The organism is Frankia sp. CeRuru1 (genome assembly GCF_977966315.1).
The window spans coordinates 12,212-38,757 of sequence record NZ_CDWWEW010000006.1 but is presented as its reverse complement, the minus strand read 5'-3'; the positions used below and the strand labels follow the sequence as shown (position 1 = coordinate 38,757).

Below are 26,546 nucleotides of genomic sequence, written 5' to 3'. Positions count from 1 at the left end.
ACGGTGAGGAGATCGTCCAGCCCTGTGAAGTCGTCGGGGTTGGTGGTGTACAGCGGTAGGTCCTCGGCGATCGCGATAGCGGCGATCATCAGGTCGGCCACGCGCCGTCGGGGCTTGCGGCCGGCGCTGATCACGGCAGCGCAGACCCGGCCATAGATACGGGCGGCTTCCGCGTCGAACGGGATCGGGTCGAACTCGTTCTCCGCGCGCTGCAGCACATCCAGCCGCCGGGCCCGTTCGGCGTGCTCGTCCTGCTCCTCGTTCCGGCGCACCTCGTGCGGGCCCGCGGACAGCTCCGCCAGCGTGACGGCGGTGATCGCCATTTCGGCGGGCAGCTCCTCGGGATCCACCCACCTGCGCAGGATCATGATGTTCGTGTCGAGCAGCCCCTGCGCGTGGTCACCGGCCATACGGGTCGTCCGCTTCCTGCTCTGCCGTGGCGTCCTGATCGGCGCGGAAGGCGTCCAGGGAGATGCCGGGGGCGCTGCGGGACATCGCCGCGAACTCGCTGCGGGACACAAACCGCCTGCGGCGCCGCAAGGGGACCAGTTCGCCGATCTGGTGTCCGTCACGAGTGACCGTGAACGCCTGGCCGCTCTGGACCGCGTCCATGATCTCCTTGGACCTGCTGCGCAGGTCACGCTGGGTGATCTCAGGCTGTGCACTCATACACGTATGATATCCGAGCGGTGCCACAAGGTGCTACCTGGTGGCACCTTGTGGGAGGCGGCAGTGGAAGGATTAAGGATGCAAACCCGGCCGCCGCCCCCCACGGCGGATTCCAGCGATCAGTGCACCGTGCTTCCCGACGACGAGCGCACTGGCCGGGCCGCCGCTCGTCCACCCCCAGCCGCCTGCGCCCGCAATCGCATCGTCCCGCCGGCCGCGCCCTGCGCGGTCACCGCCGGCTCCCCGGTTCCGGCAGCGCGAAGCCGCCCTCGACAACAAGCCTGCCCGACGCGAAACCCCTGGTTGGACCTGCACTATTCTGTGTTGGTTCCTGTTGGGGGCACACTTCGATCAGCAGCCTGAAGCGCTTGCTTACCAGGCATTTCAGCCTCGATGCCCCCCCTGGGGCCGTCCGGTTCGCGCCGGTGAACTCCGGTCGGCTGTGCCGAAGTGACGCCGAAGTTCGGCGGCGGCTACCCGCGGGTGGGCGGGCTCCTCCTGGCCGCTACGACAGGCGGAGTCGCTCGGTGGGCTGCCCGGTGACCGCGGTGATCAACTCGAAGTCCTTGTCGACATGCAGCACCACAAGCCCGGCCAGCTCGGCCGTCGCAGCAATGATCAGATCGGGGACGGACGGCGCGCGATGGTGCCCGAGGCCGGCGAGCAGCCCTTGAACCTCCACGGCCCTAGACTCGATCCGGGGCGTCACGTTCTCGACGGGCATCGCCGAGACCGGCGGCCGGCGTAACCTGACACGAAGATCATTGACGGATCTCGCGGAAAAGCCGACCGCCAGAATCGTGACCGTCGTGATACGGACCAGACCTCGCTGGATACGGGACAGCCACAGGTCGGCATCGGGACTCTCGCTCAGCCGGACGAGGGCGGACTTGTCGACAAGCCAACGCTGCGTCTCGGCCGTGGTGGTCACGTCCAAGCCTGCCGCATGACCTCGGGGTCGCTGAGGTCACGAAACGCGGCGCTGAACCAGCGCAGGTCGTCCAGGGTCACCGGGGCTATCGAGCGCGCCGCGTCCTGGGCGAGCTGCCGGCGAAGGTACTCGTTGCGAGACAGGCCGAGCCTGGCGGCATGAGCCTCGACGGCGGCCAGCACGTCATCGGGTACGTCACGAATGAGCACGTCGGACATCGACCGCATCTCCAAGGGCTGAACCTGCAGGCGATATCCAATGCTATCAGGACCCGACTGCCCGTACCTGACCGCGTCGCCGCGTCGCCGCGTCATGCCCGGCAGGGCCGAGCCCGGATGGCTTGGCTTCGGACCTGGCAGCACGGTCGACTGTCGATCTGGCCCGTGGTCAAGCCGATCATCGGGAGCGGGCCCCTCGGCCCGGGCGTCGAGGTGCTTCGCCAGTTCCGGGACCTGGGAGCCAGTTCCGGGACCTTGGGAGGTGGAGAGGGCGCGACGGCGCGCGTGGGGCTCAGGGCCTGCTGGTTCTGTCCGGTGGGGCGCCAGGGTCGGGCTGGTGTCGGCCGGTGATGATCCAGGTGCCGGCGATGATGAGGGACGCGAAGAGCAGGAGTCCTGCGCCGAGAATGGTGAGCAGGAGGGCCCGGTCGCGGAAGGTAAGGGTCCCGGTGAGGGTGATCTGGAGTGAGCCGACGGCGAAGGCGATGGCGGCGGTGAAGACGGTGACGAGTTCGACGGCGCGGATGGCGGAGGTCTGGAGGGTCCGGCGGAGGTCGCGGTTGGCGGTGTCCTGGTCGCGCCAGCGGGTCTGCTGGCTGGTGGTCCATTCCGCGAGCTCCAGCCCTTTCTGGATGATGTCGCGTTCGCGTAGGTACTGTTCCTGGAGGAGTTGGTGGCTGATCCGGGTGCCGATCGCGGGTAGCAGGCGCAGCGCGGTGTCGATGGTGGCCAGCGCCTCGGTGTAGTCGCCGCACCTGCGTTGACCGCACGCGAGGCGGAACCGGAAAAGATGATCGTCGGGGAACTCCGCGACGGCGTCGGTGGCGCGCTGGCGTAGCTGTTCGCCCTGGCCAGGGAACGGTGGGGCGGCTCCCAGGGCGTTGAGGCAGACGTCGACGACGGCACGGGACCGGGGGACGGCGCTCCAGGCCGTGTCGAGGAGTTCGAGCGCGTGGCTGGTGGTGATGGTGCGGCTGCCGAACGCTGCGAACGCATGGAGGCCGGTGAACAGCGGGTCGTCGCGGTGGTGGCCGGCGGCGACGGCCAGCAGGGAGGATTCGAGGAACTGGTGGAGTTCGTCGAACCAGAAGTTCGCGCGTAGCTTACCGGCGTGGTACAGCGCGGCGAAGTAGCAGATGTCGGTGGAGCCCTGGAACGCCTCGACGATCCGGCCGGTGGCGAGGGTGAGGTCGTGGCGGGACTCGACGGTGTCCTTAGTGATGAAGGCGTAGCCCAGCGACCACTTCTCGATGATGCCCGGGCGGGTCGGGCCGTCGGTGTGGTCGTGCAGCCAGCGGGCGCAGCGGGCCGCGACCTCGACGGTGGGCTCGCGCAGGAACCTGCGGCGCCAGTACCGGTCGGCGCAGATCAGCCAGGGGTCGGTGACGAAGTCCGCCGATGGGATCCGGAAGGGGGGTTCGATGTTCGCGTCGATCAGCTCGGCGGCGATGTCCTCGCAGACCCGGTCCAACTCGCGGGAGTCGGCTGAGGCTGCCTGACCGAGCCGCGCATTGATCGATGCGACGTCCATGTGCCCCCTCCGTCAGATCTTCTCCGGATATGTACCACACGGATGCGGGGCGGATCGGTACATACTGCGAACATGCGGGTCGATGTGGTCACCGCGGTACACGCCGAGTACGCGGGCTACCTGCCCGCGGCGTGGGATTCGCTGCACCGGCAGAGCCATCCCCACTGGACGTGGCGGGTTCAGGTCGACGGGTCGCCCGACGAGGTCCTCGACGCGCTGACCGCCTGCGGAGCGGCGGGCGATGGCCGGGTCCGGATCGCCGCGCACGGCACCCAGGAAGGCCCAGGGGTCGCCCGCAACATCGCCCTCGGCGCGTGCACCGCGCCGCTGGTCCAGAACCTCGACGCCGACGACGAGCTCGAACCCGACGCGCTCGCCGACCTCAGCGGCGCGCTCGCCGTCCATCCCGCGGCCGGCTACGCGGTCGGCCATGCCCGCGACCTGCACGCTGACGGCACCCTGCGCACCGCGCCGCTGGCAGTGCCCGCCGGGCCGCTGGCCCGCGGTGCGCTGGCCGTCGCGTGGGCGTCCGCCTTACCCGACCGCACCCTGCCACCCGTGCATCCGGCCGGGGTGATGTGGCGCCGAAACCTGCTCCTCGTCGTCGGGGGATGGGCGGCGCTGCGCGGTGTCGAGGACACCGCGACCCTCATCGCCGGCTCCGCACTCGCCACCGGAATACTGCTCGACGTCCCCACATTGCGCTACCGACGCCACGACGCACAGCGTTCCCGCCAGAACGGCAATTTTTCGGGGGGGGGGTCAATATTTGCTCATCTGGCAGCGCGCCGCCCTACTCGCCGGCGGACCCCCCTGGGAAGAGCGATAACCAGCAGGGTCGTGCGGGATGATCGGCTGAATAGCATTCGCGGTCCAGCGCAAAGGGGCCGGGTCTACCAGAGCTCGGTTTACCAGAATTCGGTTTTTACTAGAATTCGGTGTTTACCAGAGTTCGGTGAGTGCGGCGAACAGCTGAAGCCGGTGCTGTAGCCAGCCGAGGGTGCGGAAGTTGCCGCCGAGGCTGGCGGGCGGGTTGCTGACCAGGGTGTCCCGACGTAGGAGATCAGCAAAGTCGATGGTGGCGCCTACGGCTCCGGGCACGTTCGCGCGGGCCAGGATCGCGAGCATTTCGCTGGCCATGATGCCGTAGCCGATGCTGGTGGGGTGGACGCCGTCGAGCGCGATAAGACCTCCCTGGGTGCGGCCCCGGGCGTCGGAGAGGAAGAACCGGGTGTCGGGCCGGGGGTGCAGCTCGCGGAGCGCCTGGGGTAACGGATAGGGGCCGTACCGGTTCCACCAACTCGGCCGGGTGGTCGGGTCGTCGAGATAGCGGCGGTAGGCGAGCCGGTCCAGCAGGGCGCACAGGTCGAAGACCCGCCAGTCGTCACCGGCCTGCCGGTGCGCCCTGACGTGCTCGATGATGACTTGGTTGTACATGTCGATGGCGCTGTCGATCTGCCGGCACTGCGTCCCGGTCAGGCAGGGGTCGGCAGTGTCGAACTGGTCGTCGCTGATCCAGGCGTAGGTGTAGCGGGCGAAGTATCGCGAGCCTTCCGGCTTGTCGCCGACCCCGCGGGCGAGCGGTGCGACGGTGACGTGGGGGACGGTGACCAGCACGACATGCCGGGCTCCCACCTTTTCGATTTCGGTGACGAGCTGGTCGTACTCCTGCTGGAAGTGGGCGGGGCGCCATACCGTGTAGGCGTTCTTCCCGTTCAGGTCGGCGAAGTCGTCTCCGCTCCAGACCAGCCGCAGCCCCAGAACGCTGGACAGCGCGTTGTTAGCCCCGAGGGCGACCACGAGCGTGCCGACGCCCTCGGCACCGAGTTGCCGCGCCGCCGTCAGCTGGGTGGTACCCGGGTCGCTGGGGCCGGCCAGGGCGCGCAGGGCAGCGATCGGCCCGTCGTTCTGGACCAGGAGCCTGCGCGGATTCCAGGACCGGCGGGCGGGGTGCTCGGCCAGCTGTTCCTGGCACCAGCCGACGTTCTTCGAGAGTGCGTCGCGGACATCCCAGCCGTAGATCGCGAGATTGTGGTTGAATTCCGCCTGCTCGACGGGGAGCCGGCCCGGGCCGAAGTCCCAGTAGCGTTGCACCCCCCGCGCCTGGGTGTACAGCGTGACTATCAGGCGTAGCGCGTGCGCCGGTAGCGGCCGGCCCTTGGTAATGGTGTCCGCGTGGCGCAGCAACTCCTCCATGTTGAGGGGGAGGCCGGCGCAGCCATCCGGCCCGGGATAGACCGGATAGCGAAACGGCGTCACCCCCATCGCCTCGGCCAGTAGAGCCGGCCACGACCGGTCGGTGTTGCGGACCGCCAGATTCTGGAAGCCATGGGTGAGCGAATCACCGATCGTCACGAGCGGATGGGCGACATCCACGTCGGACTCGACGGTGAACTCAATGCCGAGGTCGTCCCGAACGGGCTCCGGAGCCTCCGCGCTGATCACCAGCTCGTCCGGCGCTGGCACCTCCGGCACGGACATCGCGGCTCTCCTTCCCCCAACCCACGATTTCCCCGACCCACGATTTCCCCGACCCACGATGCGTGAGTCGCCCGAGGTCGAGAGCGCCATTGTGCACCCACGCACCTGTCCAGTCCCCCGAGTCCCCCGAGTCCCCGGAGACCCGAGCCCCCGGGGACCTGCTCGACCACCGGGATCGTCGAGTTCGACTCCGTGAACCGGAGGGGGTTGGCCGTGACGACGGGGTGTCCTCCCGATGCGTCGTGTGGGTCAGCTCGGCGCACCCGGTGGCCGCCCGCCGGGCGCGCCGGACGGTGGCTGGCCGCCGGGGGCACCGGCGGGCTGGCCGCTGGACGGGGTGGTCGTGGTGTCGACGCCGACGGCGAGGGAGACCGTGTAGCCGCTGGTGACGTTGCCGGTCACGGTGGCGAGCTGGCGGGCGCCGTCGTCGTCCCCGAAGACGCTGTCGCTGTCGAGACTGATCTGCGACAGGTTCGCGATCGACGCCTCGTAGCCCTGCTGCGCGTAGACCTGGTCGCAGACGTTCTTCGGCAGGGCGACCTGGGACGTGGCGATCGCTTTGGTGGCGTCGGTGATGCTGGCCTGGTCGGGGTAGACCTCGAAGTGGATGTGTGGCCAGCGTCCGCTGTAGCAGGCCGGGAAGATGCTGGTGAAGCGCACCTTCCCGGCCTTGTCGGCGATCTGGACGCCGCGCAGGTAGTTCTGGTCGGTGATGCCGTTGGTGTACATCGAGTAGCGGCCTTCGCGGTCACAGTGCCACACGTAGACGGCCACTCCCGCGAAGGGGACGCCGCCGGCGAGATCGGTGATGGTCAGCTCCAGCGTCATGGGAACGCCCTCGGCGGTGCCGGTCGCTCCGCCGAAGCTGGACCGGATGTCGCTGCGGACCACGCCGCTCTGCTCGAGCACGTCCGGCCCGTTGGAACCGTCGCCCGGGTAGGGGCCAGCCGTCTCCTGGGGGATCTCCCCGGACGCCCCGCTGGTCGAGGCGGATGATGACGTGCTGGGCGACGCGGTGGAGCCGGACGATCCCGAGGCTTCGGCCCCGCCTGTCCCGCAGGCTGTCAGGCCCGCCGTCGCGGCACCGAGGCCGAGAAAGGTCAGCATCCGTCGCCGGCTCAGCAGCGTGCCGAGGTCGAAGCCCAGTCCCTGGTCGACGGCCTCCTCCTCGGGCCGGGGCAGGGGACGCCCCTCGTACGTCGGCCTCCGGCCGTCCCGCTGGTAGTCCGCCATGCGCTCTCCTTGAGATCGACTGATCCTGTGCCTTCACCATGGCGGGACAGTCTTTGCCCGCACTGTGCGCCCGCTGTGCCGCGGCTGTGCGTACCAGGTCTCCATCACAGCGGCGGGAAGACTGGCCAGCACGGACCGGCCAGCACGGGCCGGGCCGCGTGACGGTACCGGTGGAGCTGAGGCTGGCTACGGGATGGTCCATTCGCGCACGGTGACGATGTCCAGCCGTCGTTCCACGACGGCGCCTGCCGGCCAGCCGTCGACGAGCCGGGTCAGCTCGTCGGCCAGCGATTCGGAGCCGACGGCGTGCCACCTCTGCGCGGCGAGGCCCGCCCGTAGCGCCTCGGCGTAGGAGCTCCGGCTCATCTCGGCGATGTCGCGAACCATCGCCGTCGTCGTCGCGAGGTGCGAGGACAGTCCCGTGAACGACCGCCCACAGCCACATCCGCCGTCGGGGTCCGCCCGGTCGATCGCGCAGACCAGGCCGATCCACACCAGTTCCCCCTCGGCACAGTGGTTGAAGTCGTTGTCGCGTTGGCCCTGGGTGGCCGCGGTCGCGGTCAGGATCTTCATGTCGGCTCCTCGGGGCAGGGAGGTGTCGGGTGCACGGGCAAGCGAGCGGTCACAACCGCGGGCCGTTGAGTCGTGACCGCGGGCTGTTGAACGGACGGAACCCGACCGCAGTCGGAACCCGAACGCAGTCGGACCCGCGCATCGAAGCACCCGGGAGCTCAATCGACGAGGAGTAAATCCGGCTGTGGGCGCCCTCGACGGACGTCACCGCAGGTCAGATTCCCTAGATCGAGCGTGCGCCGCCGAACGCCGAGAAGCCGAACGCCGAGAAAACGCGCTCATCCGGGCTGTCATTTGCCGTCGTCTGCCGGCTCGACTCAGCGCGACCGCCGGATGCAATGCGCAATCCAAGATGACCACTCGGTAAGATCTGCCGGTTACGCCTACCTGCGCCGGTCGACATTGGGGGACACGATCATGACGCCTGCCCTCCAGCCGTCCGACCCGCGGAAGGCCGGTCCCTACACGCTGGTCGAGAGCCTGGGCGCCGGTGGAATGGGGCAGGTCTACCTTGGCGTTTCCCCGGCCGCCGAGAAGGTCGCCGTCAAGATCGTCCGACCGGATGTCTTACCCGACCAGGCGACTCGTCAGCGTTTCGGGGACGAGGTCGACAACCTTCGGATGGTGTTCGGGTCGCGGGTCGCCCGCTTCGAGGACGCCGATCTGGAGGGCGATCCGCCCTGGCTGGCAGTTGAGTACGTACCGGGCCGCACACTCGCCCAACATGTTGAGCTTCATGGGCCGTTGGGACCAGATCTGGTGGCCATCCTCGCCGCGATGCTGTGTGAGGGGCTCTCGAAGGTGCACCGAGTCGGGCTGCTGCATCGCGACCTGAAGCCGCAGAACATTATGCTCGGCCCGGACGGTGCGAAGATTCTCGACTTCGGCCTCGCCGTGCTTGCGAACCGCCGAGTGCATCTCACCGACCCGGGCAGCATCGTCGGCACGATCGCCTACATGCCTCCCGAACAGGCCCGGGACGGACGGGATCTCACTGTCGCGGCCGACGTCTACGCGCTGGGGGCCACCCTCGCCTTCGCGGCGACCGGGCGGCTGCTTTATCCGTCGGTCCCCGTGGTAGCGGTCCTGAACGCCGTCATGGACCCGGATACACCCCCCGATCTGACTGCCGTCCCCGCCGAGCTCGCGCCACTCGTCGCCGGCATGGTGGCATTCGACCCGGTGGCGCGGCCCGAGCTCATGGCGGTGGCAGCGGCGATGCTCGCGACGACCGCCGTACCCGCGGCCGTGCTGCGCCAGCGTTTCGTCCAGACGACGTACCCGGCTACATCGCCGGCTACATCGCCAGTCTCGCTTCCTGCCCTCTCGCTTCCTGACTCGCTGGCCGACCCGGTCGTCGACGGCGAGGGGGGTTACCACGGCGGCAGTGACCGCGACCGTGACGGCGACGACCGTGACGGCGACGACCGTGACGGCGACGACCGTGACGGCGACGACCGTGACGGCGACGAGGGTGGCGGCGAGGAGGGTGGCGGCGGTGACGTGACGGTGGGCCTGGCGGACCCCGCTGGCAACGGCCCGACAGTCCACGGGCCAGAATCGGAACGCCGCCCGAGGCCGGGTCGCCCGAGTCCGGGTGTAGAGCCCACGGTGGACGTGTCGTGGCTGGTCCGCGAGTTGCGAGCCGACTACGCGCGGGACGCCCGGTTCTGAATACCGGCGCGTCGGGCACACGGTCGGGCGTGACGACGTCTCACGGCGAAGACGAGGCGACGCTTCACAGTGGAGAGCTCACGGTGGAGAAAGGTACAGGGGTGGTCGCGGCAGCAGAGCCCGGGGCACGGTACGCGGCAGGGGCACGGTACGCGGCAGGGGCGCGAGTCCTGGTCCGGGACGAAGAGTGGCTGGTCCGCCAGGTGACCCTGACCGACCACGACGGGTACCTGCTGCGAGTGGTCGGGGCGTCCGAGTTCGTCCAGGACGAGGAGGCCGTCTTCCTCGACGGGCTGGAGCACATCGAGGTGCTGCGCCCCGAGGACACGAAGCTGGTGCGTGACACCACGCCGACGTTCCGGCGAAGCCGGCTCTACCTGGAGGCGGTCCTGCGCCGTACCCCGCTTCCCCGCACCGAGAAGGGACTGGCACTGGCCGAGGGGTTCCTCCTGGACTCCCACGACTACCAGCAGCGCCCGGCTGAGAAGGCGCTGGCCGGGCTGCGGCCACGCATCCTGATCGGGGACGTCGTCGGTCTCGGCAAGACTCTTGAGATCGGACTGATCCTGGCCGAGCTGGTGCGGCGAGGGCGCGGCGACCGCATCCTCGTCGTCACCCCGCAGCACGTGCTCGAGCAGTTCCAGCACGAGTTGTGGACGCGCTTCGCGTTGCCGCTGGTCCGGCTGGACTCGCTCGGTATCCAGCGCATCCAGCAGGAGATCCCGGCGGGCCGTAATCCGTTCACGTACTTCAAGCGAGTGATCGTCTCGATCGACACGCTGAAGGACGTGGGAATGTACGAGCACCACCTCAGGAACACGACGTGGGACGCCGTGGTGATCGACGAGTCCCACAACCTGATCGGCGAGACGAGCCTACGCAAACGTCTCGCGAAGCTGCTCGCCGTCCGGACCGACGCGCTTGTGCTGGCCAGCGCCACCCCGCACAACGGTGACAAGCAGTCGTTTGCCGAACTCGTCCGGCTGCTGGAGCCGACGGCGGTCACCGACATCAAGAACTACACCCGCGACGAGATCGACCCTTACTACATCCGCCGCACGAAGACGGACCGGGAGGTGACCGACAAGATCGCGGACGAGTGGGCGCCCCGGGCGCCGTCGATTTCCTGCCGGTGCCCGGCGACACCTGCGGAGGAGAAGGTCTTCGCCGAGCTGGCGGCCGTCTGGCTGCCCGCTTCGGGCGAGCCGCCGGACCCGGCCGTCGTCGGCAAGGAGCGGCGGCTGTTTCCCTACACCCTGGTGAAGGCGTTTCTGTCCTCCCACCTGGCGCTCATCGAGACGGTCGACAACCGGTTGGCGTCGAAGAGCTGCGCCAGCCCCGCCGAGCGGGCGGCACTCGAACGGCTACGCGAGCTGGCGGGCGCCATCCCGGACGACCCCGGCGCTACCCCGGCCAAGCTCACCCGGCTTCTCCGGGAGCTCCGTGAGATCGGCGCCGGCCCGGCGTCGAACACCCGCGTCGTGGTGTTCTCGGAACGAATCAGGACGCTGCGTTGGCTGTCCGTAGTCGTTCCCGCGGCACTCGGGTTCTCCGCGAAGGCGACCGAAACCGCGGTGAAGGTCCTGCACGGTGGGCTGACGGACACCGCGCAGCAGGAGATCGTCGAGCAGTTCTCCCTCGGGGGAAACCCGCTGCGCCTGCTGTTCACCGGCGACATCGCGTCCGAGGGCGTGAACCTGCACCGCGAATGTCACCACCTTGTCCACTACGATCTGCCGTGGAGCCTGATTCGGATCGAGCAGCGCAACGGCCGGATCGACCGGTACGGGCAGAAGCACGAGCCGCAGTTCCGGGCCATCGTGCTGACATCGGCGGTCGACGGGGCGAAGGACGACACCGTCGTCGCCGAGAAACTCCTCCAGCGGGAGGACGAGGCGCATCGTACCCTGGGCACCGCGGAAGCGGTGACCGGCGAGTTCCGCGCCGAGCTGGAAGAACAGCGCATGGTGCGCAACCTCGTCGCCGGCCGCCCGGTGGAGGAGGCCCTTGTGCCACGGACCGCGGCGTCGGTCATGGCGAGCCTGCTCAGCGGGTCCGGCCCCGAGGTCGCACCGCCGCCGGCGCGCGCGAAGCTGCCGACGCTGTTCGGCGCCACCGAGCAGTTCGTGGACGAGGCGCTGCGCGAGGTGTTCGCCGACGACCCGGAGACCGCGTTGGCGCTGCGGCGCGAGCCCGGCCTGCTGTCCTTCGACGCCCCCGAGGACCTTGAGCACCGGCTGTCGGACCTGCCCCGCTCGTACCTGGCGGACCAACGCTCGGCCGACGGGGTGCTCCGGCTGAGACTGACGTTCGACCGGGACTTCGCCGACGCCAAGCTCACCGAGGCCCGTCGGCGTACCAGGACCTCCTGGCCGGATGTGGGCTTCGTCAGCGAGATCCACCCGGTTGTCGACTGGCTGGTCGACAAGGTGCTCGTCCGGCTCGGCCGCCAGCAGGCACCGGTCCTCGTCGCCGAGGTCACCGAGCCGGTGTTCCTGGTCCAGGGCGTCTACTGCAACCGCGTCGGCCAGCCGACTGTGGTGCGGTGGATGGCCGTGTCCGGCCTGCCGGACGAGCCTCGGGTGGAGGAGATGGAACAGGTACTGAAAGAGGCGGGGGTTGGCCCGGCGATGACGAACCCTCCCACCGAGATCGACCTCGATGGGTTGCGACGGCTGGTCCCAGCGGCGGTTGCCGCGGCGGCCCGCGAGCTGAAGCGCCAGCGGATGCACTGGGACGCCAGCATCGCGGCACCGTTGGAGGCCTACCGGGCGATGCTCCGCGCCTGGCGGCAGCGCAGCCTGTTCGACGAGGACGACACCCGCTCGGCGACGATCCTGCTGCCGGCGGCTGGTCGGTCCCGGCGCAAGAAGGACGTCGAGGACACCGTGGTCGAACAAATCAAGATCGTTGATCGTCTTGAGACCTCGGGCGAGCCGCTGCTGCGGGTGCTCGCGGTCCTGGAGCCTGGCCGGTGAGCTTCGAGGCACTGACGAACCGGGGTGAGTACCTGTCGCCGTACTACCTGACCGAGGTGCTGCCCCAGGAGATCCGCAAGACCGCGGTCCCCCGGTGGGCCGACCAGGAGAAGGCCGCCGCCGCGAGCCCGCGAACAGGCGTCAGAAGACTGCGTTCGGAGTACTTCGCCCGCAAGCCGGCGGCCGTGGGAGTCGACGGGCTGGACGCCGAGCACCGCCGCAAGGAGCTTCTCCAGCTACACGACGAGGTGCTGGCCGCGCTGGGGTTCGAGCCACGCCGCGAGGTCGTCACCGTGACTCGCGCCGGGTCCGAAAGCGTCGTTCCCGTGGTGTACGCCGGGGGTGGCCTGGTCGACGATGTCGGGGACGGTGGCCTCAGGGACGGTGGCCTCAGGGACGGTGGCCTCAGGGACGGTGGCCTCAGGGACGGTGGCGTCGTCGCCGTCGAATGTGCCTGGGCCGCGGACATCGACGCCGCCGCCGATCCGGACGGCGGGGGCAAGCTGCTTGACCCGGTGCAGCTCGACAACCGCGAACGCATCGAGCACGGCACGAAACTGGCCAGCCACCTGTTCGCCGCCGACAGGGGCGCACCGCGTTACGTGCTGATCCTCAACGGCGGGGTGGTGACCCTCGCCGACCGGTACACCTGGAGTGAGGGCCGGTACCTGGCCGTCAGCTTCGACGTGGCGTTCGCCCGCAACGACACCCGGCCGGGCGGCGAACTGGACGTGATCGCGGCGCTGTTCGGCGCCGACGCGCTGCGACCGCCGCCGCAGGGCGGCCCGGAGCCGTTGGCCGAGCTGGTCGCCGGGTCGCGGCGGCAGGCCGCCGGGGTCTCGTCCGAGCTGCGGGAGGGGCTGCGGCTGTCCGTCGAGCACATCGCCGGCGAGGTGCTTGCCCGGTTGCGTGACGCCGGAATCCACCCGGAGGAGATCATGGCGCCCGACGAGCTCGGCCGCCAACTTACCCGGGAGTCGTTACGCTACCTCTACCGCATCCTGTTCCTGCTGTACGCCGAGGCGCGACCGGAGCTGGGTGTGCTCCCGGCCGAATACCCTGAATACGTCGAGGGGTACAGCCTGGCCCGACTCGGTGACCTGGTGGCCCGGCGCCGGCCCACCGGCGACGACGCGCGCAACCGGTTCTACCTGTACGAGTCGCTGGACCTGCTGTTCACGATGGTCAACACCGGCTACCGGCCGGTCGATGGTCAGCCGAAGAGTGACGGGGAGGGGCTGCGGTTCGAGCCGCTGCGCTCGGAGCTGTTCGCGACGGACGCGGTGCGGCTGATCAGCCGCGCGCTGCCCGTCCCGGCGCGGGAGGGCACCGACGGTCCGACGGTTGATACCCGGCTGCGTAACGGCTGCCTGTACGAGGTGCTGCGGCTGCTGATGCTGACGCGGGGGAAGAAGGGGCCGCGGCGGGGGAAGGGCCGGCGCGGCGGCTTCATCTCCTACGCTCAGTTGGGCATCAACCAGCTCGGTGCCGTCTACGAAGGGTTAATGTCCTACACCGGGTTCATCGCGAGCGAGGAGCTTTACGAGGTCGCCAAGGGCGGCAACCCGGCCGACGGCAGCTGGATGGTACCCGCGTCGAAGATCGACGAGTATGCGGACGAGGTGTTCGTCCGCCACCTGAGCGAGGAGACCGGCCGGCGTACCGGCCCGCGCGTGCGGTACCCGAAGGGCTCGTTCGTCTACCGGCTCGCCGGCCGGGACCGGCAGACCAGCGCCTCGTACTACACCCCGCCGTCGCTGACCGAGGTCACCGTCCAGCTCGCGCTGCGCCACCGGCTCGACCAGAACGGTACGAAGACCAGGTCTCGCGAGCTGCTCGACTGGACGATCTGTGAACCGGCGCTGGGTTCCGGGGCCTTCCTCAACGAGGCGATCAACCAGGTCGCGGCCGAGTACCTGAAACGAGCACAGCACGAGCGGCAGGAGCGCCTCGACCCGGAGCGCTACGCCGTCGAGCTGCAGCGCACGAAGGCGTATATCGCCCTGCACAACAGCTACGGCGTCGACCTGAACAGCACCGCCGTCGAGCTCGCCGAGATCTCGCTGTGGCTCAACGTCATGCACGCCGGCCTGCAGGCGCCCTGGTTCGGCCTGCATCTGCGGCGAGGCAACTCGCTGATCGGGGCCGGGCGCCGTCTCTACCCCCGCGACCAGCTCGCCGACCGGGCCTGGCTGCACACCGCGCCGACCGACCACCCGTTCCGTGCCGGTGAGCTGCCGCCGAGGACGATCCACCACTTCCTGCTGCCGGCCGACGGCTGGGGCGCGGTCGCGAAGGAGCCGGAGGCCAAGGCGCTGGCGCCGAACCAGGCCAAGGCGCTGGCGGCGTGGCGCCGAAGCATCACGAAGTCGCCGGCGACGAAGGGAAAGGTCTCACCGCAGGTCAGACGGCTGGAGGCCCTGGCGCGGCGGGTCGAGTTCCTGTGGGGCCTGGTCCGGCAGCGGCTGGAGATCTCCGAGGCGGAGATCCGCCGGGACATCAAGGTCTGGGGCGCCGGCGACCTGCCGCCGGTGGACGGAAAGATCCCGCGCGACAAGGTGCGTAAGGACCTCGATTATCCCGGCACCCCGTTCTGGCGGCTCAAGACGCTGATGGACGTCTGGTGCGCGCTGTGGTTCTGGCCGCTGGACAAAGCCGGGATGCTCGACGGCTCGGCCGACGAGTACGCCGCGAACCCGATTGTCGTCACCCGGGCCGCGCCCGAACCGCCCGCCGACCCCGGCCCGGTCGGCCAGCCGGCGACATGGGAGTCGCGCTCGATCTTCGAGGAGGACCAGCAGGTCGACCCGGATGTCGCCGCCTCGACAACGTCGACCGCCCCGCGGAACGCGCCGCGGCCGGACAGGAAGCTGGTCGAACGGCTCCGGCGACTCGTGCCGCTGGCCACCCTGGACGACTGGCTCGCCTTCGCCGAGGCGCTGATCGGCCGCAACGAGATCCCCGACGACGCGTTCGTCTCCCGCTTCACCACCCTCGACGAGTTGGAGGAGTACGAGAACGAGCTGGCGCCGTGGGTCGGGCAGGACGAGCCGACCAGCCTGGCGGAACGCTTCCCGTGGCTCGCCACCGCCGAGGAGATCGCCGACCGGCGGGGCTTCTTCCACTGGGAGGTGGAGTTCGCCCAGGCCTTCGCCCGGGGCGGTTTCGACCTCCAGGTCGGCAACCCGCCCTGGGTCCGTCCGCGCTGGGAGGAGAACGTCGTCCTCGCCGAACACGACCCCTGGTTCATGCTCAACGAGGCGGCCGGCTTCCAGAACCGGCGGACCCGGAAGGACACGCAACTGGACGACCGGCGGGCGCGGGAGAGCTATCTCGCCGAGTTGTCGGCGAACGCGGCCATGGTCGCCTCCCTCGGCTCACCGGCCACCTATCCGCTGCTGGCCGGCTCGCAGCCGAACCTGTACCGGGCCTTCATGGTCCAGGTCTGGCGGCATGCCAGCCCGCCTGGGATCTCCGGCCTGATCCACCCCGATTCGCACTTCGCGGGAGCGCAGGAGGTGACGCTGCGCGCCGCCGCCTACCACCACCTGCGGCTGCACGGGCACTTCCAGAACCAACGCCTGATCTTCCCGGAGATTGACTGGAGCCGTCAGTTCGGAGTCCAGATCTACGGCCACCACCAGCCCATCCACTTCCAGCACCTGAGCTGGCTGTTCGGGCCGGAGACGCTCACGGCCTCGCTCGACCACGACGGGAGCGGCCCGCTGCCGGGCATCAAGTACGACGGCACGTGGGACCTCCGGCCCCACACCGGCCGCATCGTCACCGTCACCGATGACGTACTCACGGACTGGATGCTTCTGATCGGCGAAAGCGACCACCCCCCCGACACCGCCCGGCTGCTCTACCCGGTCACGGTCGAGGAGCAGTCGGCCATCGGGGCGCTCACCAGGTGGGCACACCGGCTCGGCCAGGTGAACCCGAGGATCAGCTCTGGCTACCACGAGTCCGGCGCCAAGAAGGCCCGGCTCATCGAGGAAGAATTCGCCGGTCCGAAGGAATGGTCGGAGGTAATCCTCCGCGGCCCACAGTTCTCGCTGGCCACCCCGGTCGCGAAGCAGCCTCCCCGCACCGGGCGCTACGACGAACCGGTCGACCCACGCTACCTGGACGCCGGTTACGTGCCGACGACCGACTACCGGCGCGCAACCGATATCGAGACCTTCCGTGCCGCCCAGGACCGCTGGCTCGACCACGCAGACCTTGAGGAGTTGCGTGGCTCTCCGGCGGCCGTGAATGATGCACGTCGCGCCCTCGCTGCCGCCGCGGATGCCGATCCCGTCGCCATCGACGACGAGGCGGTAGCCGCCTACCTCCACGGGAGAGCGCGACGGCCCTACACGGACTTCTTCCGAGTCGCCTGGCGCCGGCGAATCGCCAACAATACGTTCCGCAGCCATTTCGTCGCCCTGATTCCACCAGGGCCGGCGCACATCCATGCAGTACACAGCATGTCCCTGAATTCGAATCGAGAAACGGCTCTTACGGCAGGATTCTGGTCCGCATTGGCGGTGGACTATTTTGTACGAGTAACAGGGCGTAGCGACCTTGAGGTAACTGACGCCAATATATTGCCGGCGCCGATTATGGACCATCCGTTGGCCGGGGCGATCCTGCTGCGGACGCTGCGGTTGAACTGCCTGACGTCGGCCTACGCGCCGCTGTGGAGTGAGGTGTTCGACCAGGCCTGGGGTGACGACGGCTGGGTGATCCCCACGCCGAACACTCCGCCGCTCGGTGACGTCCGGCCGGAGTGGGACGTGCGGTCGCCGCTGCGGACCGAGCTGGCGCGGCGGGCGGCGCTGGTCGAGCTGGACGCGCTGGTCTCGGTGATGATGAACATCTCGGCGGATCAGCTCGTCGCCCTGTACCTCGCGCGCTTCCCCCAGCTTCAGGCCTATGAGGAAGACACCTGGTTCGATCTCGCCGGTCGCAAGATATGCGGCGACCGCAACTCGTTCGGGTTCGGCCAGACCAAGGAGCACTACGTCCAGTTGCGTAAGCACCTGGAGGACCCTCGCCACGAGCCGCCGCCGGAAGGGTATGCTGCCCCGTTCCACAAGGCGGACCGGGAGGCGGAGATGCGGCAGGCGCACGCCGCGTTCAGTGCCCGGCTGCGGGCCGCCCAGGACGTGGGCTGGCGGGAGCCTGAGCCACCGGAGTCGGGCGGATGAGGCCGACGTTCGCCGCCGACAGCCTGCGGCGCAACCTGACGCAGTTCCTCACCACGACGTTCGCCCTCGCCGACGCGGACGAACGGGCCGCGCTCGCGCGCTTTCTGGAGCATCCCGAGCACGGCATCTACCGCGGGCCGTACCTGCGTGTCCGCATCCCGTTCCGGCCGGCGGCCGACGGCTGGCAACGACACCTCCAGTGGCATCCGGGCGGGGGCTGGACGCCCTACGAACACCAGGCCCGGGCGTTCGAGCGGCTGAGCACCCTGCATTCCCCGGCCGAGCCGACGCTGGTGACCACCGGCACCGGCTCCGGCAAGACCGAGGCGTTCCTCGTCCCGGTCCTGGATCACTGCGAGCGGGCCGGCCGGGCCGGGCCGGCAGGCCGGCGCGGCGTCAAGGCGCTGCTGCTCTACCCGATGAACGCGCTGGCCTCCGACCAGACGCAGCGCATCGACGAGTTCCTCGCCCGGCCGGGCCTGGAACACGTGACCGCCGGGCTGTACGTCGGCGACGTGGCGGAGACGACCTACGCCCGGGTGATGACCTCCCGCGCGGAGATGCGCCGCAACCCGCCGGACATCCTGGTCACCAACTACAAGATGCTCGACCAACTGCTGCAGCGGGCCGACGACGTGCCGCTGTGGGAGGGTGCCGAGCTCGCGTATGTCGTGCTCGACGAGTTCCACTCCTACGACGGCGCCCAGGGCACCGACGTCGCGATGCTGCTGCGGCGGCTCGGCGCCGTCACCGGCCAGGCCGAGCCGGGCCGTCCGCTCGGGGCCGCCTGCCCGGTCGCCACCTCGGCGACCCTCGGCGAGGGCCAGGGCAGCGACGGCGGCGCGGCCATCCGCGGCGTCGCGGGCCAGGTTTTCGGCACCGTCTTCGACGAGGCGGCGCTGATCGGCGAAGACCGTCAGCGCCCGGAGGAGATTCTCCGCCCGGTCGACTACAACCTGCCGCTGCCGGACCCGGCGGACCTCGCGAGCATTCCCGACCCGGCCCGGGACGCCTGGTCGCTGCGGCGGACCGTGGCGGCCGTGCTCGGCGTGGACACCTTCGACCCGGCCGTGCTCGGCCGGCATCTCCAGCGGCACATCCTCACCCACGCGGTGCTGGGTCTGCTCGGTGACGAGCCCAGGACCGCGGCGGAGATCCTGGAACTGCTCCCACGCCGGGGCGCCTACCGCTGGGGCCTCGCCCTGCAGAACGAACCCGAGGTGGCCGCGCTCGGACTGGCCCGGTTCGTCGGGCTGCTGTCGATGGCCCGCGACCCGGACCGGCCTGAGCTCCCGTTCCTCGGTGTCGAGACGCACCTGTGGGTCCGGGCCGTGTCGCGGCTGCTGCGGGGCGTGGCCCGGCAGCCGACCTTCCTGTGGGACGGCGACCCCCGCCGGGTACCCGTCGCCGACGCCTCCGAGGCCGACGGTGCGGTCGCGGATACCAGTCAGGCGCTGCTCCCGGCGGTCTACTGCCGGCACTGCGGCCGGTCCGGCTGGTCGGCGATCTCGCCCGAGCGCGATCCGCACGAACTCGTCACCGACCCGGCCAAGATCTACCGGGCCGGCGTCGGCCGGGACAAGCGGCGGGTACGCGCCCTGCTCGCCGCGACCCCGGGCGAGATCGCGGGCACCGGCCGCGGCCTGTTCGTGCTCGACTCCGCCGGCAGCCGCCTCCGTCCGTTCGACCCGGCGAAGGACCGCGCCCGGGCCGACCGCCCCGGTTCCGGCAACGGTTCCGGTTCCGGCAACGGTTCCGGTTCCGGTTCCGGCAACGACTCCGGCAACGATGTGGTCGTCCTCGCCGATCTCGGGGACGATCGGGCGGCCAGCCTGGACCGCTGCCCGGCCTGCGGGCTGGACCAGGGCATCCGCTATCTGGGTGCGGGCCTGGCGACGCTGGCCTCGGTCGCCGTCACCCAGCTGTTCACCGGCGGCGAGCTGGCCGGCCGGGAACGGCGCACCCTGCTGTTCAACGACTCGGTGCAGGACGCCGCCCACCGGGCCGGTTTCGTCGCGAACCGCTCGTTCACCTTCTCGCTGCGCTCGCTGCTCGCCGCCCAACTGGTGCCCGGGCAGCCGGTGACTCTCGACGCCGTCGTCGCCGATCTGGTGGCCGCCGCCACCGACCGCGACACCCTTGCCGCGATCATCCCGCCCGACCTGCACGACTCACCCGGTATCGACGCCCTGCTGTCCGGTGAGCACACCGGCAGCCGCGGCACCTGGCGGCTGGTCGCCGACCGGCTGGGGTTCGCCACCGTGCTCGAGTTCGGCCTGCGTTCCCGCCAGGGCCGCACGCTCGAGCTCACCCGCACCGTCGCCGCCGACGTCGTGCTCGACGAACCGGGGAAGGTCGCTGCCCTGTGCCGCGACCTGCTGCTCACCGGCCGGGCCGCGCAGCTCCCGGCCGGGAGCCTGCCCGACGAGGCACGGCTGGAGGCCTTCGTCCGGGGCGTGCTCGAACGGCTGCGCGTCCGCGGCGGCGTCCGCCACACCTGGCTGGCCGGCTACCTCGCCCAGGGCGGCCGCCGGTGGATGGTCTGGGGTGGCCGGCCAGCCGGCATGCCGGCTTTCCCGGAGGGCCTCTCGGCGCCCGCGTTCCTGCTGTCCGGGCCTCGGCGCAACAGCGAGTTCGACCTGCTCACCGCGCGTGGCGGCTGGTACCAGGACTGGGCGCGACGGTGCCTGGGCGGGCTCGACCGGGAGGCCGTCCACGAGTTCCTCGGCCGTCTGCTGCCCGAACTCGCCGGTGCCGGCGTGCTGCGCAGCCACCAGCTCACCGCCGACCCGACACTTTCGGTGTTCGGGCTGCAACCCGGCCACGTTCGGGTCGTCCGGCTCGACGATTCCGCGGCCGAGCTGGCCGGGATCCGCTGCGACTCCTGCTCCTGGGCGCAGACCGTGCCGCCGGAACGGGTCGCCGGCTGGGTCGGGCAGCCCTGCCAGCGGTACCGCTGCGACGGTCACCTCACCGCCGCGCCCGACGCCGCCGCCGTGGGCGACTACTACCGTCGGCTCTACCTCGGGGGCGGGGTGTTCCGGGTGGTGACGGGCGAGCACACCGGCGTCCTTACCCGCGCGCAGCGCGAACAGGTGGAACGGCAGTTCCTCGACGGTACCCGCTACACCGACCCGAACGTGCTGTCCTGCACCCCGACGCTGGAGCTCGGGATCGACATCGGGGAGCTGTCGGCCGTGCTGCTCGCGTCGTTACCGGCTGCGCCCGCGAACTACGTGCAGCGCGCTGGGCGGGCGGGCCGCCGCAGCGGGAACGCGTTCGTGCTGACGCTGCTCGCCAACCGCGCCCGGGACCGTTATTACCTCACCGAACCCCGCGAGATGATCGCTGGCCAGATCGTCCCGCCAGGCTGCTACCTGTCCGCGGTCGAGATCCTGCGGCGCCAGTATGTCGCGCACCTCATCGATCTGGCGGCGCGTCGCCAGCTGCCCGGCGTGCTGCCGCTGCCGCGCCGGGCCGGCGCCCTGTTCGGCCCGACCGGCTGGCTGTCGTCGTTCGGCGCCGCGGCCAAGCGGGCCGGCGCCGACACTGTCGAGGTGTTCCTGTCGCTGTTCGGTGACGACGTCACGGCGCAGGCCGCCGGTGAACTGCGGGTGTTCGCGACCGACCGAGTCGGCGGAATCGGCGGAATCGGCGGAATCGAGGGAATCGAGGGTGCGCTGGCCCGCGTGGACGCCGCCTGGGAAGCCCGGCTGGACGGCCTGCGTCACCGGCTGGCGGCCATCTCGTCCGCCACCGACGCCCTTGCCGACTCCGACCCCGACCAGAAGCGCGAGGCCCGCGGTCTGCGGGCCGAGCAGCGGGCCGTCCGAAAGCGGGTCGCCGAGATCGGCCGGGCCTCGGCGCACGCCACGCTCGTCGAGTTCGGACTGCTGCCGAACTACGCCCTGATCGACACCAACACCATGCTCGAAGCGACCCTGACGTGGGAAGACGGCGGGTCAGGACCCGACGACCGCAGATACCACAGCGAGGTCCGCGAGTACCCGCGCCCCGCCCGGCAGGCGCTGCGTGAGATCGCACCTGGCAACATCTACTACGTCCGGGGATACCAGCATGAGATCAGCGGTCTCGAGATCGGCACGCCGGACAGCCCGGCCTGGGAACACTGGCGGGTGTGCCCCGCCTGCGGCCACGTGCGCACCGAACACGCCATCCAGGACCCGAGCGCCTGCCCTCGCTGCGGCAGCGGCGGCATCGCCGACTCGGGGAACCTGTACCAGGTGCTACGGCCCAGCAAGGTGACCGCGGTTGACCGCCGCGATGACGCGCGCATCCGGGACGACGCCGAGGACCGCGTCGTCCGGGCATACTCGATGGCCCACACGGTGGACGTCGACCCCCAGCAGGTGCTGCGGTCGTGGCGGCACACCGGCATCACCTTCGGGATCGACTACACCCGGACGGCCGTGGTGCGGGAGTTCAACCTCGGCCCGGCGCGGTACGACCGGCCGGCCGGCGACGTCTTCGGCGGCGCCCAGGTTCGGCTCAATCCCTTCCACGCCTGCGTCACCTGCGGCGGTACCCCGGAGGACGGCCCGCCGCCGAGCCCGGCCACCGCGGCGGCAGGCCAGGGTGGCCTGCCCGTGGCGGCCACCGCCACCTCGATGCCGGGAACGGTTCCGCGCGAGGCTCAGCACCACCGGCGGTGGTGTCCGTACCGGCGTTCCCCTTCGGCGGCCCGGCACGTCCCGCTCATCCTGGCGCACGAGCTGCGCACCGAGGCGATCCGCATCCTGGTCCCGGCCGTCACCGCCGCCGTCGACGAACGGATGGCCTCGTTCGCGGCAGCGCTTCGCCTGGGCATCGCGGCCCGCTACGGCGGCGATCCGGATCATCTGCGGATCGTTCGGGCGGTGATGCCCGACGGCGGCCAGCACGGCACCGGGCACGTGCGCCGGTTCCTCGTCGTCCACGACACCCAGCCCGGCGGCACCGGCTACCTGCATCGGCTCTCCGACCCCGACAGCTTCCGGGAGGTGCTCGCCGCCGCGCTGCGGGCCGTCGAGAGCTGCCGGTGCGCCGAGGAAGGACGCGTGGCATGCCACCGGTGCCTGTTACGGGACGCCCGCGACGACGAGTTCCCGCTGATCAGCCGGTTCTACGCGGTGGCGATGCTGCGTTCCCTGCTGGACGGGTGGGACGTCGTCGGTGGCCAGCGCACCGACGAGATCTCGCTGTTCGACCAGGTGGAGAGTGAACTCGAAGCGCGGTTCCTAGCCGGTCTGCTCGACTGGGGCGCCCGTCCCGGAAGCCGGGCGACCGTGACCCGCACCGCAGACACCCATGGCGCACGCACCGCCGACCTGCGCATCAGCCGGCCCGACGGGCAGGTCGTCCACTGGCAGCTGAGGCTGCAGAACACCATTCACGGGACCAGACCAGACGCGCTGTTCGTCCGGGTCGACGCGGCCCCGTCGACTGTCGCGGTGTACCTCGACGGATTCAGCTACCATGCCTCGAAGGAGCACAACCGGATCGCCGACGACGCGGACAAACGAACGCTGCTCCGCGCCCATGACATCGTGGTCTTCCAACTGGCCTGGGACGACGTCGAAGCCTGGTGCGGCCGGCCGGTGGCGCAGCCGCCGGTCTGGCCACCGTACGCCGGCAACGCCCAGGCCGGCGCCCGGGACCTGTATCGGCTCCTGACCGGCCGAGATGTGCGGGAACTGGCCGGCACGGTGTGGGCGAACCCGGTTGAGCTGCTGCTCGCCTACCTCGGGGATCCCGACGCCGAGCTCTGGCGGTCCCGGACGGTCGCGGCGCTGGCCGGCCTGCTCAACCTGCCTGGCTCGCGGACCACCGCGAGCCGCGGCGGCGTGGCGGCAGCGGTACGGGAGGCGCTGACCGCCGGACGGCCGACGACCCGCCCGGGGACGGCCGGACCGGTCACGGTCGTCCGCGTCGAGGACGCCCACCACTGCCCGGTCGTCGTGGTCGCGGATCAGAGCGACGGCGGGCCACCCGTGTGGACCGCACTCGTGCTCGTCGACGACCGCACCGCGACCGTCGCGAACGACACCGATGCCCACCGGCTGCGGTGGGCCGCCTGGCTGTACTGGAGCAATCTGCTGCAGTTCCTTGACTCCGGGGGCGGCGACGGCGTCCAGCTCGCGCGGAGCGCCCTCGGTGAGTTCGACCCGTCGTTGCTCCGGGTCGCGGCGGGATCGGGTGCGCTGTCGGTGCGTCGGTCGGTCCAGCTCGATGCCGAGACCTCGGCCTGGATCGGGACGTCGTCCGGTGCGCATCCCGGGGCGGCTGTCGAGGTAACCGGCCCGGCGCGGCAGCAGCCGGCGGCGGCGGCGGTCGGGCCCGCGTGGCAGGCGGTGCTCAGGATGATCACCGCGACGGAGCCGGGGCTGGTCGAGCTGGTGCGGGAGCTGGCGGCGCGGGATGTGCCGGTACCGGAGGTCGGGTACGAACTCGGCGACGCGGCCTGGCAGGCGGAGCTGGCCTGGCCGGCCGCCAGGATCGGGGTCGTCACCGCGGCCGGGCCGGACGACCCCGAAGGCTCGGGACGCGACGCCGCCTACGCGGCGGCAGGCTGGCTGGTGCGGACCGCGTCCGAATGGCAGGCGTCCGATCTCGCCTCGAACCTCACATCGAATCTCACATCGAACCTCGTAACGAACCCCGCATCGAACCCCGCATCAAGGATCGATGGTCCACTCGGCTCACGGAGGGACAGCCAGTCGTGACCGACCAAGCCAAGGTGACACTTCGCATCCTGGATCGGGCCGACAAGGAGATCCTCAAGCTCACCCGGGCTGAGAAAGGCGGCGTCTACGACTTTCAGAGCGCCTTCCGGCAGAACCCGAACACCCCGAGCCTGCACTTCAAGCGACTCAAGGGCAATTCTCGGCTGTTCTCCGCCCGGATCGGCAAGGATCATCGCGCGTTGCTGCTCCACGTGGGCAACCAGGACTACCTGCTCGTGTCGGTCAAGCACCGCAGCGAGGTCTACGACGGCATCGAGGACAAGTATTCCTACCAGATCAACCGAGTCACCGGCGGCATCGAGGTCGTGGACCTGTCCGCCGTCGGTGACAGCATCGTCGGCCGGTTGTTGCCGCCGGAACGGCAGCTGACCCACACCCGGGTCAGGCCCGCCCAGGTCAGGCCAGAGCCGGCGCCGGGAGCCGGCGACACCGCAGGGGGGGAGCCGGGCGGCCAGAAGGACGTCGAACGGCCGTTGTTCGAGGCCTTCACCGACCAGGACCTGGTCGACCTCGGTGTGGTTCCGGCCCTGCTTCCGCTGATCAGACGGATCGTCGACGAGGACGAGCTGCTCGGGCTCACCGAGGTCGCCCCGCAGCTCACGTCCGACGTGCTCCTGGCGCTGCACGACGGCAAGAGCGTCGAAGAAGTACTCGAACACGTCACCGTGCCGGTGAAGGCCGACAGCCCGGTCGACCCGGAGGACTTCGCCGCGGCGGTTGCCCGGCCGGCGACCCAGGTGACCAGCGACGATGCCGCGCTGCAGGCGGTGCTGGGCGAGTCGTTCGCGCGGTGGCAGGTCTTCCTGCATCCGACCCAGCGCCAGCTCGTGGACCGGGTCTACGGCGGACCGGCGCGGGTCAGTGGCGGGCCGGGAACCGGGAAGACGATCGTCGCGCTGCACCGGGCCGGGCACCTCGCCGCCCGGCTGCCGCCGGGCGATGACAAGCCGATCCTGCTCACCACGTTCAACCGCAACCTTGCCGCCGACCTGCGGGCCCGGTTCCTCGACCTGGTCGGCCCCGACCTCGTCGATCGGGTCGATATCGTCAACATCGACAAGCTCGCGAGCCGGGTTGTCGGTGAGGCCGGGGCGAGCCGTCGCCGGCGGACGATCGACGATGACGCCGCCGTGCGGGAGTGGGCCGCGATGCTTGACGAGGTCGGTGAACGACGGTGGGACGCCGAGTTTCTCGCGGCCGAGTGGGCCGAGGTCGTTCTGGGCCAGGTGCTCCGTTCCCGCACCGACTACTTCAAGGCCCGGCGACCAGGTCGAGGGCGGCCACTGTCCCGAGCCGACCGCGACGCGGTATGGCAACTCGTCGAACGTTTCACCAAGCGCTTAGACGACGCCGGTGTGTGGACGTGGCGCCAGGTAGCCGAATACGCCGCCCGCACCGAACAGGACCGCGCGGCCGCGGTGGTGAGCGCGGCCGGTCAGCCCACCGCTTCCGGCTCCCTGCCCAGGTACCGCTATCGGCATGTCGTCGTGGATGAGGCCCAGGACCTCAACCCGGCGCACTGGAAGATGCTGCGGGCCATGGTCGCGCCAGGTCGGGACGACATCTTCCTCGTCGGCGACACCCACCAGCGAATCTACGATAATTACGTCACGCTTGGTAGTCTCGGCGTGAATATCCGTGGTCGCAGTGCCAAGTTGACGCTGAGCTACCGCACCACCCGTCAGATCCTGTGGACAGCGCTTCGGCTGCTTGCCGGTGAGACGTACGACGACCTCGACGGCGGCGACGACAACCTCGCGGGGTACCGGTCGCTGCTCAGTGGCGGAGAACCCGTGCTCGGTGAGGCTGCCACCTGGGCGGATGAACTGAAGCTCATCAGCGGGCAGATCAGGGTCTGGGAGAGCGCCGGCGACGGTTCGACCAGTGCCGGCGACGGTTCGACCGCCGTGTGCGTGCCGACTCGACGGATGGTGGAGGACGTCGTCACACACCTCGAGGCGAGCGGGATTTCTGCCATCGAGATCGGGCCGGACGGGCCGAAGCGAGCCGACGGCGTCCACGTGGGCACCATGCACCGTTTCAAGGGCCTGGAGTACCGGCGGATCATCATCGGAGGTGCCAGCGCCGGGCTTGTTCCCCGTGGCGTGATCGAGCGGTACCAGGACGTCGACCCAAAGCGGTATCAGCAGGAACGGGCACGAGACCGGTCACTGCTGTTCGTCGCGGCGACCCGCGCCCGCGACGACCTGGCGATCTTCTGGCACGGCCGGCCAAGCCCGTTCCTGGCCACCGCTTGGACGCGGCGTCGCGCCGTTGGGTCGAGCTTGCGCAACTGACGAAGCGCATGCGGGGCGATGCC

The 26,546-nt window shown here is 70.2% G+C and carries 14 protein-coding genes; 6 read left to right on the top strand and 8 right to left on the bottom strand.

Going from position 1 to position 26,546, the window contains the following annotated elements:
• The 5 genes from AC08OP_RS01155 to AC08OP_RS01135 all read right to left on the bottom strand — a co-directional run.
• On the bottom strand, window positions 1–410 hold a 410-nt coding region (locus AC08OP_RS01155; RefSeq protein ID WP_476612493.1), incomplete at its 3' end, for a PIN domain-containing protein.
• Entirely contained in the window at window positions 400–669 is a 270-nt protein-coding gene (locus tag AC08OP_RS01150) for a type II toxin-antitoxin system Phd/YefM family antitoxin (protein ID WP_476592458.1), read from the bottom strand. The genes AC08OP_RS01155 and AC08OP_RS01150, both read right to left, overlap by 11 nt.
• A gap of 505 nt (window positions 670–1,174) precedes the next feature.
• Entirely contained in the window at window positions 1,175–1,600 is a 426-nt protein-coding gene (locus tag AC08OP_RS01145; RefSeq protein ID WP_476612492.1) for a PIN domain-containing protein, read from the bottom strand.
• A complete protein-coding gene (gene vapB, locus AC08OP_RS01140; protein ID WP_462186980.1) occupies window positions 1,597–1,818 on the bottom strand; it encodes a type II toxin-antitoxin system VapB family antitoxin in 222 nt (73 codons plus the stop codon). Before vapB ends, AC08OP_RS01145 begins: the two co-directional genes overlap by 4 nt.
• 292 nt (window positions 1,819–2,110) lie before the next feature.
• Window positions 2,111–3,349, bottom strand: a complete 1,239-nt coding sequence (locus AC08OP_RS01135; RefSeq protein WP_476612491.1) for a hypothetical protein — start codon at window positions 3,347–3,349, stop codon at window positions 2,111–2,113.
• A gap of 72 nt (window positions 3,350–3,421) precedes the next feature.
• Here AC08OP_RS01135 and AC08OP_RS01130 point away from each other — a divergent pair, with 72 nt between their 5' ends.
• On the top strand, window positions 3,422–4,339 hold the full coding sequence (locus AC08OP_RS01130; protein ID WP_476612490.1) for a glycosyltransferase family 2 protein: 918 nt from the start codon (window positions 3,422–3,424) through the stop codon (window positions 4,337–4,339).
• Here AC08OP_RS01130 and AC08OP_RS01125 read toward each other — a convergent pair.
• From AC08OP_RS01125 to AC08OP_RS01115, 3 genes are all read right to left on the bottom strand, one after another.
• The gene (locus AC08OP_RS01125) at window positions 4,292–5,830 is read right to left on the bottom strand and encodes a hypothetical protein (RefSeq protein WP_476612489.1); all 1,539 of its coding nucleotides are present in this window, start codon (window positions 5,828–5,830) and stop codon (window positions 4,292–4,294) included. The two genes, AC08OP_RS01130 and AC08OP_RS01125, sit on opposite strands and share 48 nt — an antisense overlap.
• 249 nt (window positions 5,831–6,079) lie before the next feature.
• Window positions 6,080–7,063 carry an intradiol ring-cleavage dioxygenase gene (locus tag AC08OP_RS01120; RefSeq protein ID WP_476612488.1) on the bottom strand — a complete coding sequence of 328 codons (984 nt, stop codon included), beginning with the start codon at window positions 7,061–7,063 and terminating at the stop codon, window positions 6,080–6,082.
• Window positions 7,064–7,249: 186 nt separating this feature from the next.
• Entirely contained in the window at window positions 7,250–7,636 is a 387-nt protein-coding gene (locus tag AC08OP_RS01115; RefSeq protein WP_476612487.1) for a DUF7715 family protein, read from the bottom strand.
• A 417-nt stretch (window positions 7,637–8,053) separates the two neighbouring features.
• Between AC08OP_RS01115 and AC08OP_RS01110 the strand changes: the two genes are divergently transcribed.
• The 5 genes from AC08OP_RS01110 (at window position 8,054) to AC08OP_RS01090 (ending at window position 26,523) form a co-directional block, all read left to right on the top strand.
• Window positions 8,054–9,310, top strand: a complete 1,257-nt coding sequence (locus tag AC08OP_RS01110; RefSeq protein ID WP_476612486.1) for a serine/threonine-protein kinase — start codon at window positions 8,054–8,056, stop codon at window positions 9,308–9,310.
• Window positions 9,311–9,393: 83 nt separating this feature from the next.
• Window positions 9,394–12,288, top strand: a complete 2,895-nt coding sequence (locus AC08OP_RS01105; protein WP_476612485.1) for a helicase-related protein — start codon at window positions 9,394–9,396, stop codon at window positions 12,286–12,288.
• Window positions 12,285–17,483 carry a hypothetical protein gene (locus AC08OP_RS01100; protein ID WP_476612484.1) on the top strand — a complete coding sequence of 1,733 codons (5,199 nt, stop codon included), beginning with the start codon at window positions 12,285–12,287 and terminating at the stop codon, window positions 17,481–17,483. Before AC08OP_RS01105 ends, AC08OP_RS01100 begins: the two co-directional genes overlap by 4 nt.
• On the top strand, window positions 17,480–24,205 hold the full coding sequence (locus tag AC08OP_RS01095) for a DEAD/DEAH box helicase (protein ID WP_476612483.1): 6,726 nt from the start codon (window positions 17,480–17,482) through the stop codon (window positions 24,203–24,205). The genes AC08OP_RS01100 and AC08OP_RS01095 overlap by 4 nt, the downstream gene beginning before the upstream one ends.
• Window positions 24,202–26,523: a UvrD-helicase domain-containing protein gene (locus tag AC08OP_RS01090; protein WP_476612482.1), complete on the top strand. Its 2,322-nt coding sequence runs from the start codon at window positions 24,202–24,204 to the stop codon at window positions 26,521–26,523. The genes AC08OP_RS01095 and AC08OP_RS01090 overlap by 4 nt, the downstream gene beginning before the upstream one ends.
• Window positions 26,524–26,546: the final 23 nt, after the last annotated feature.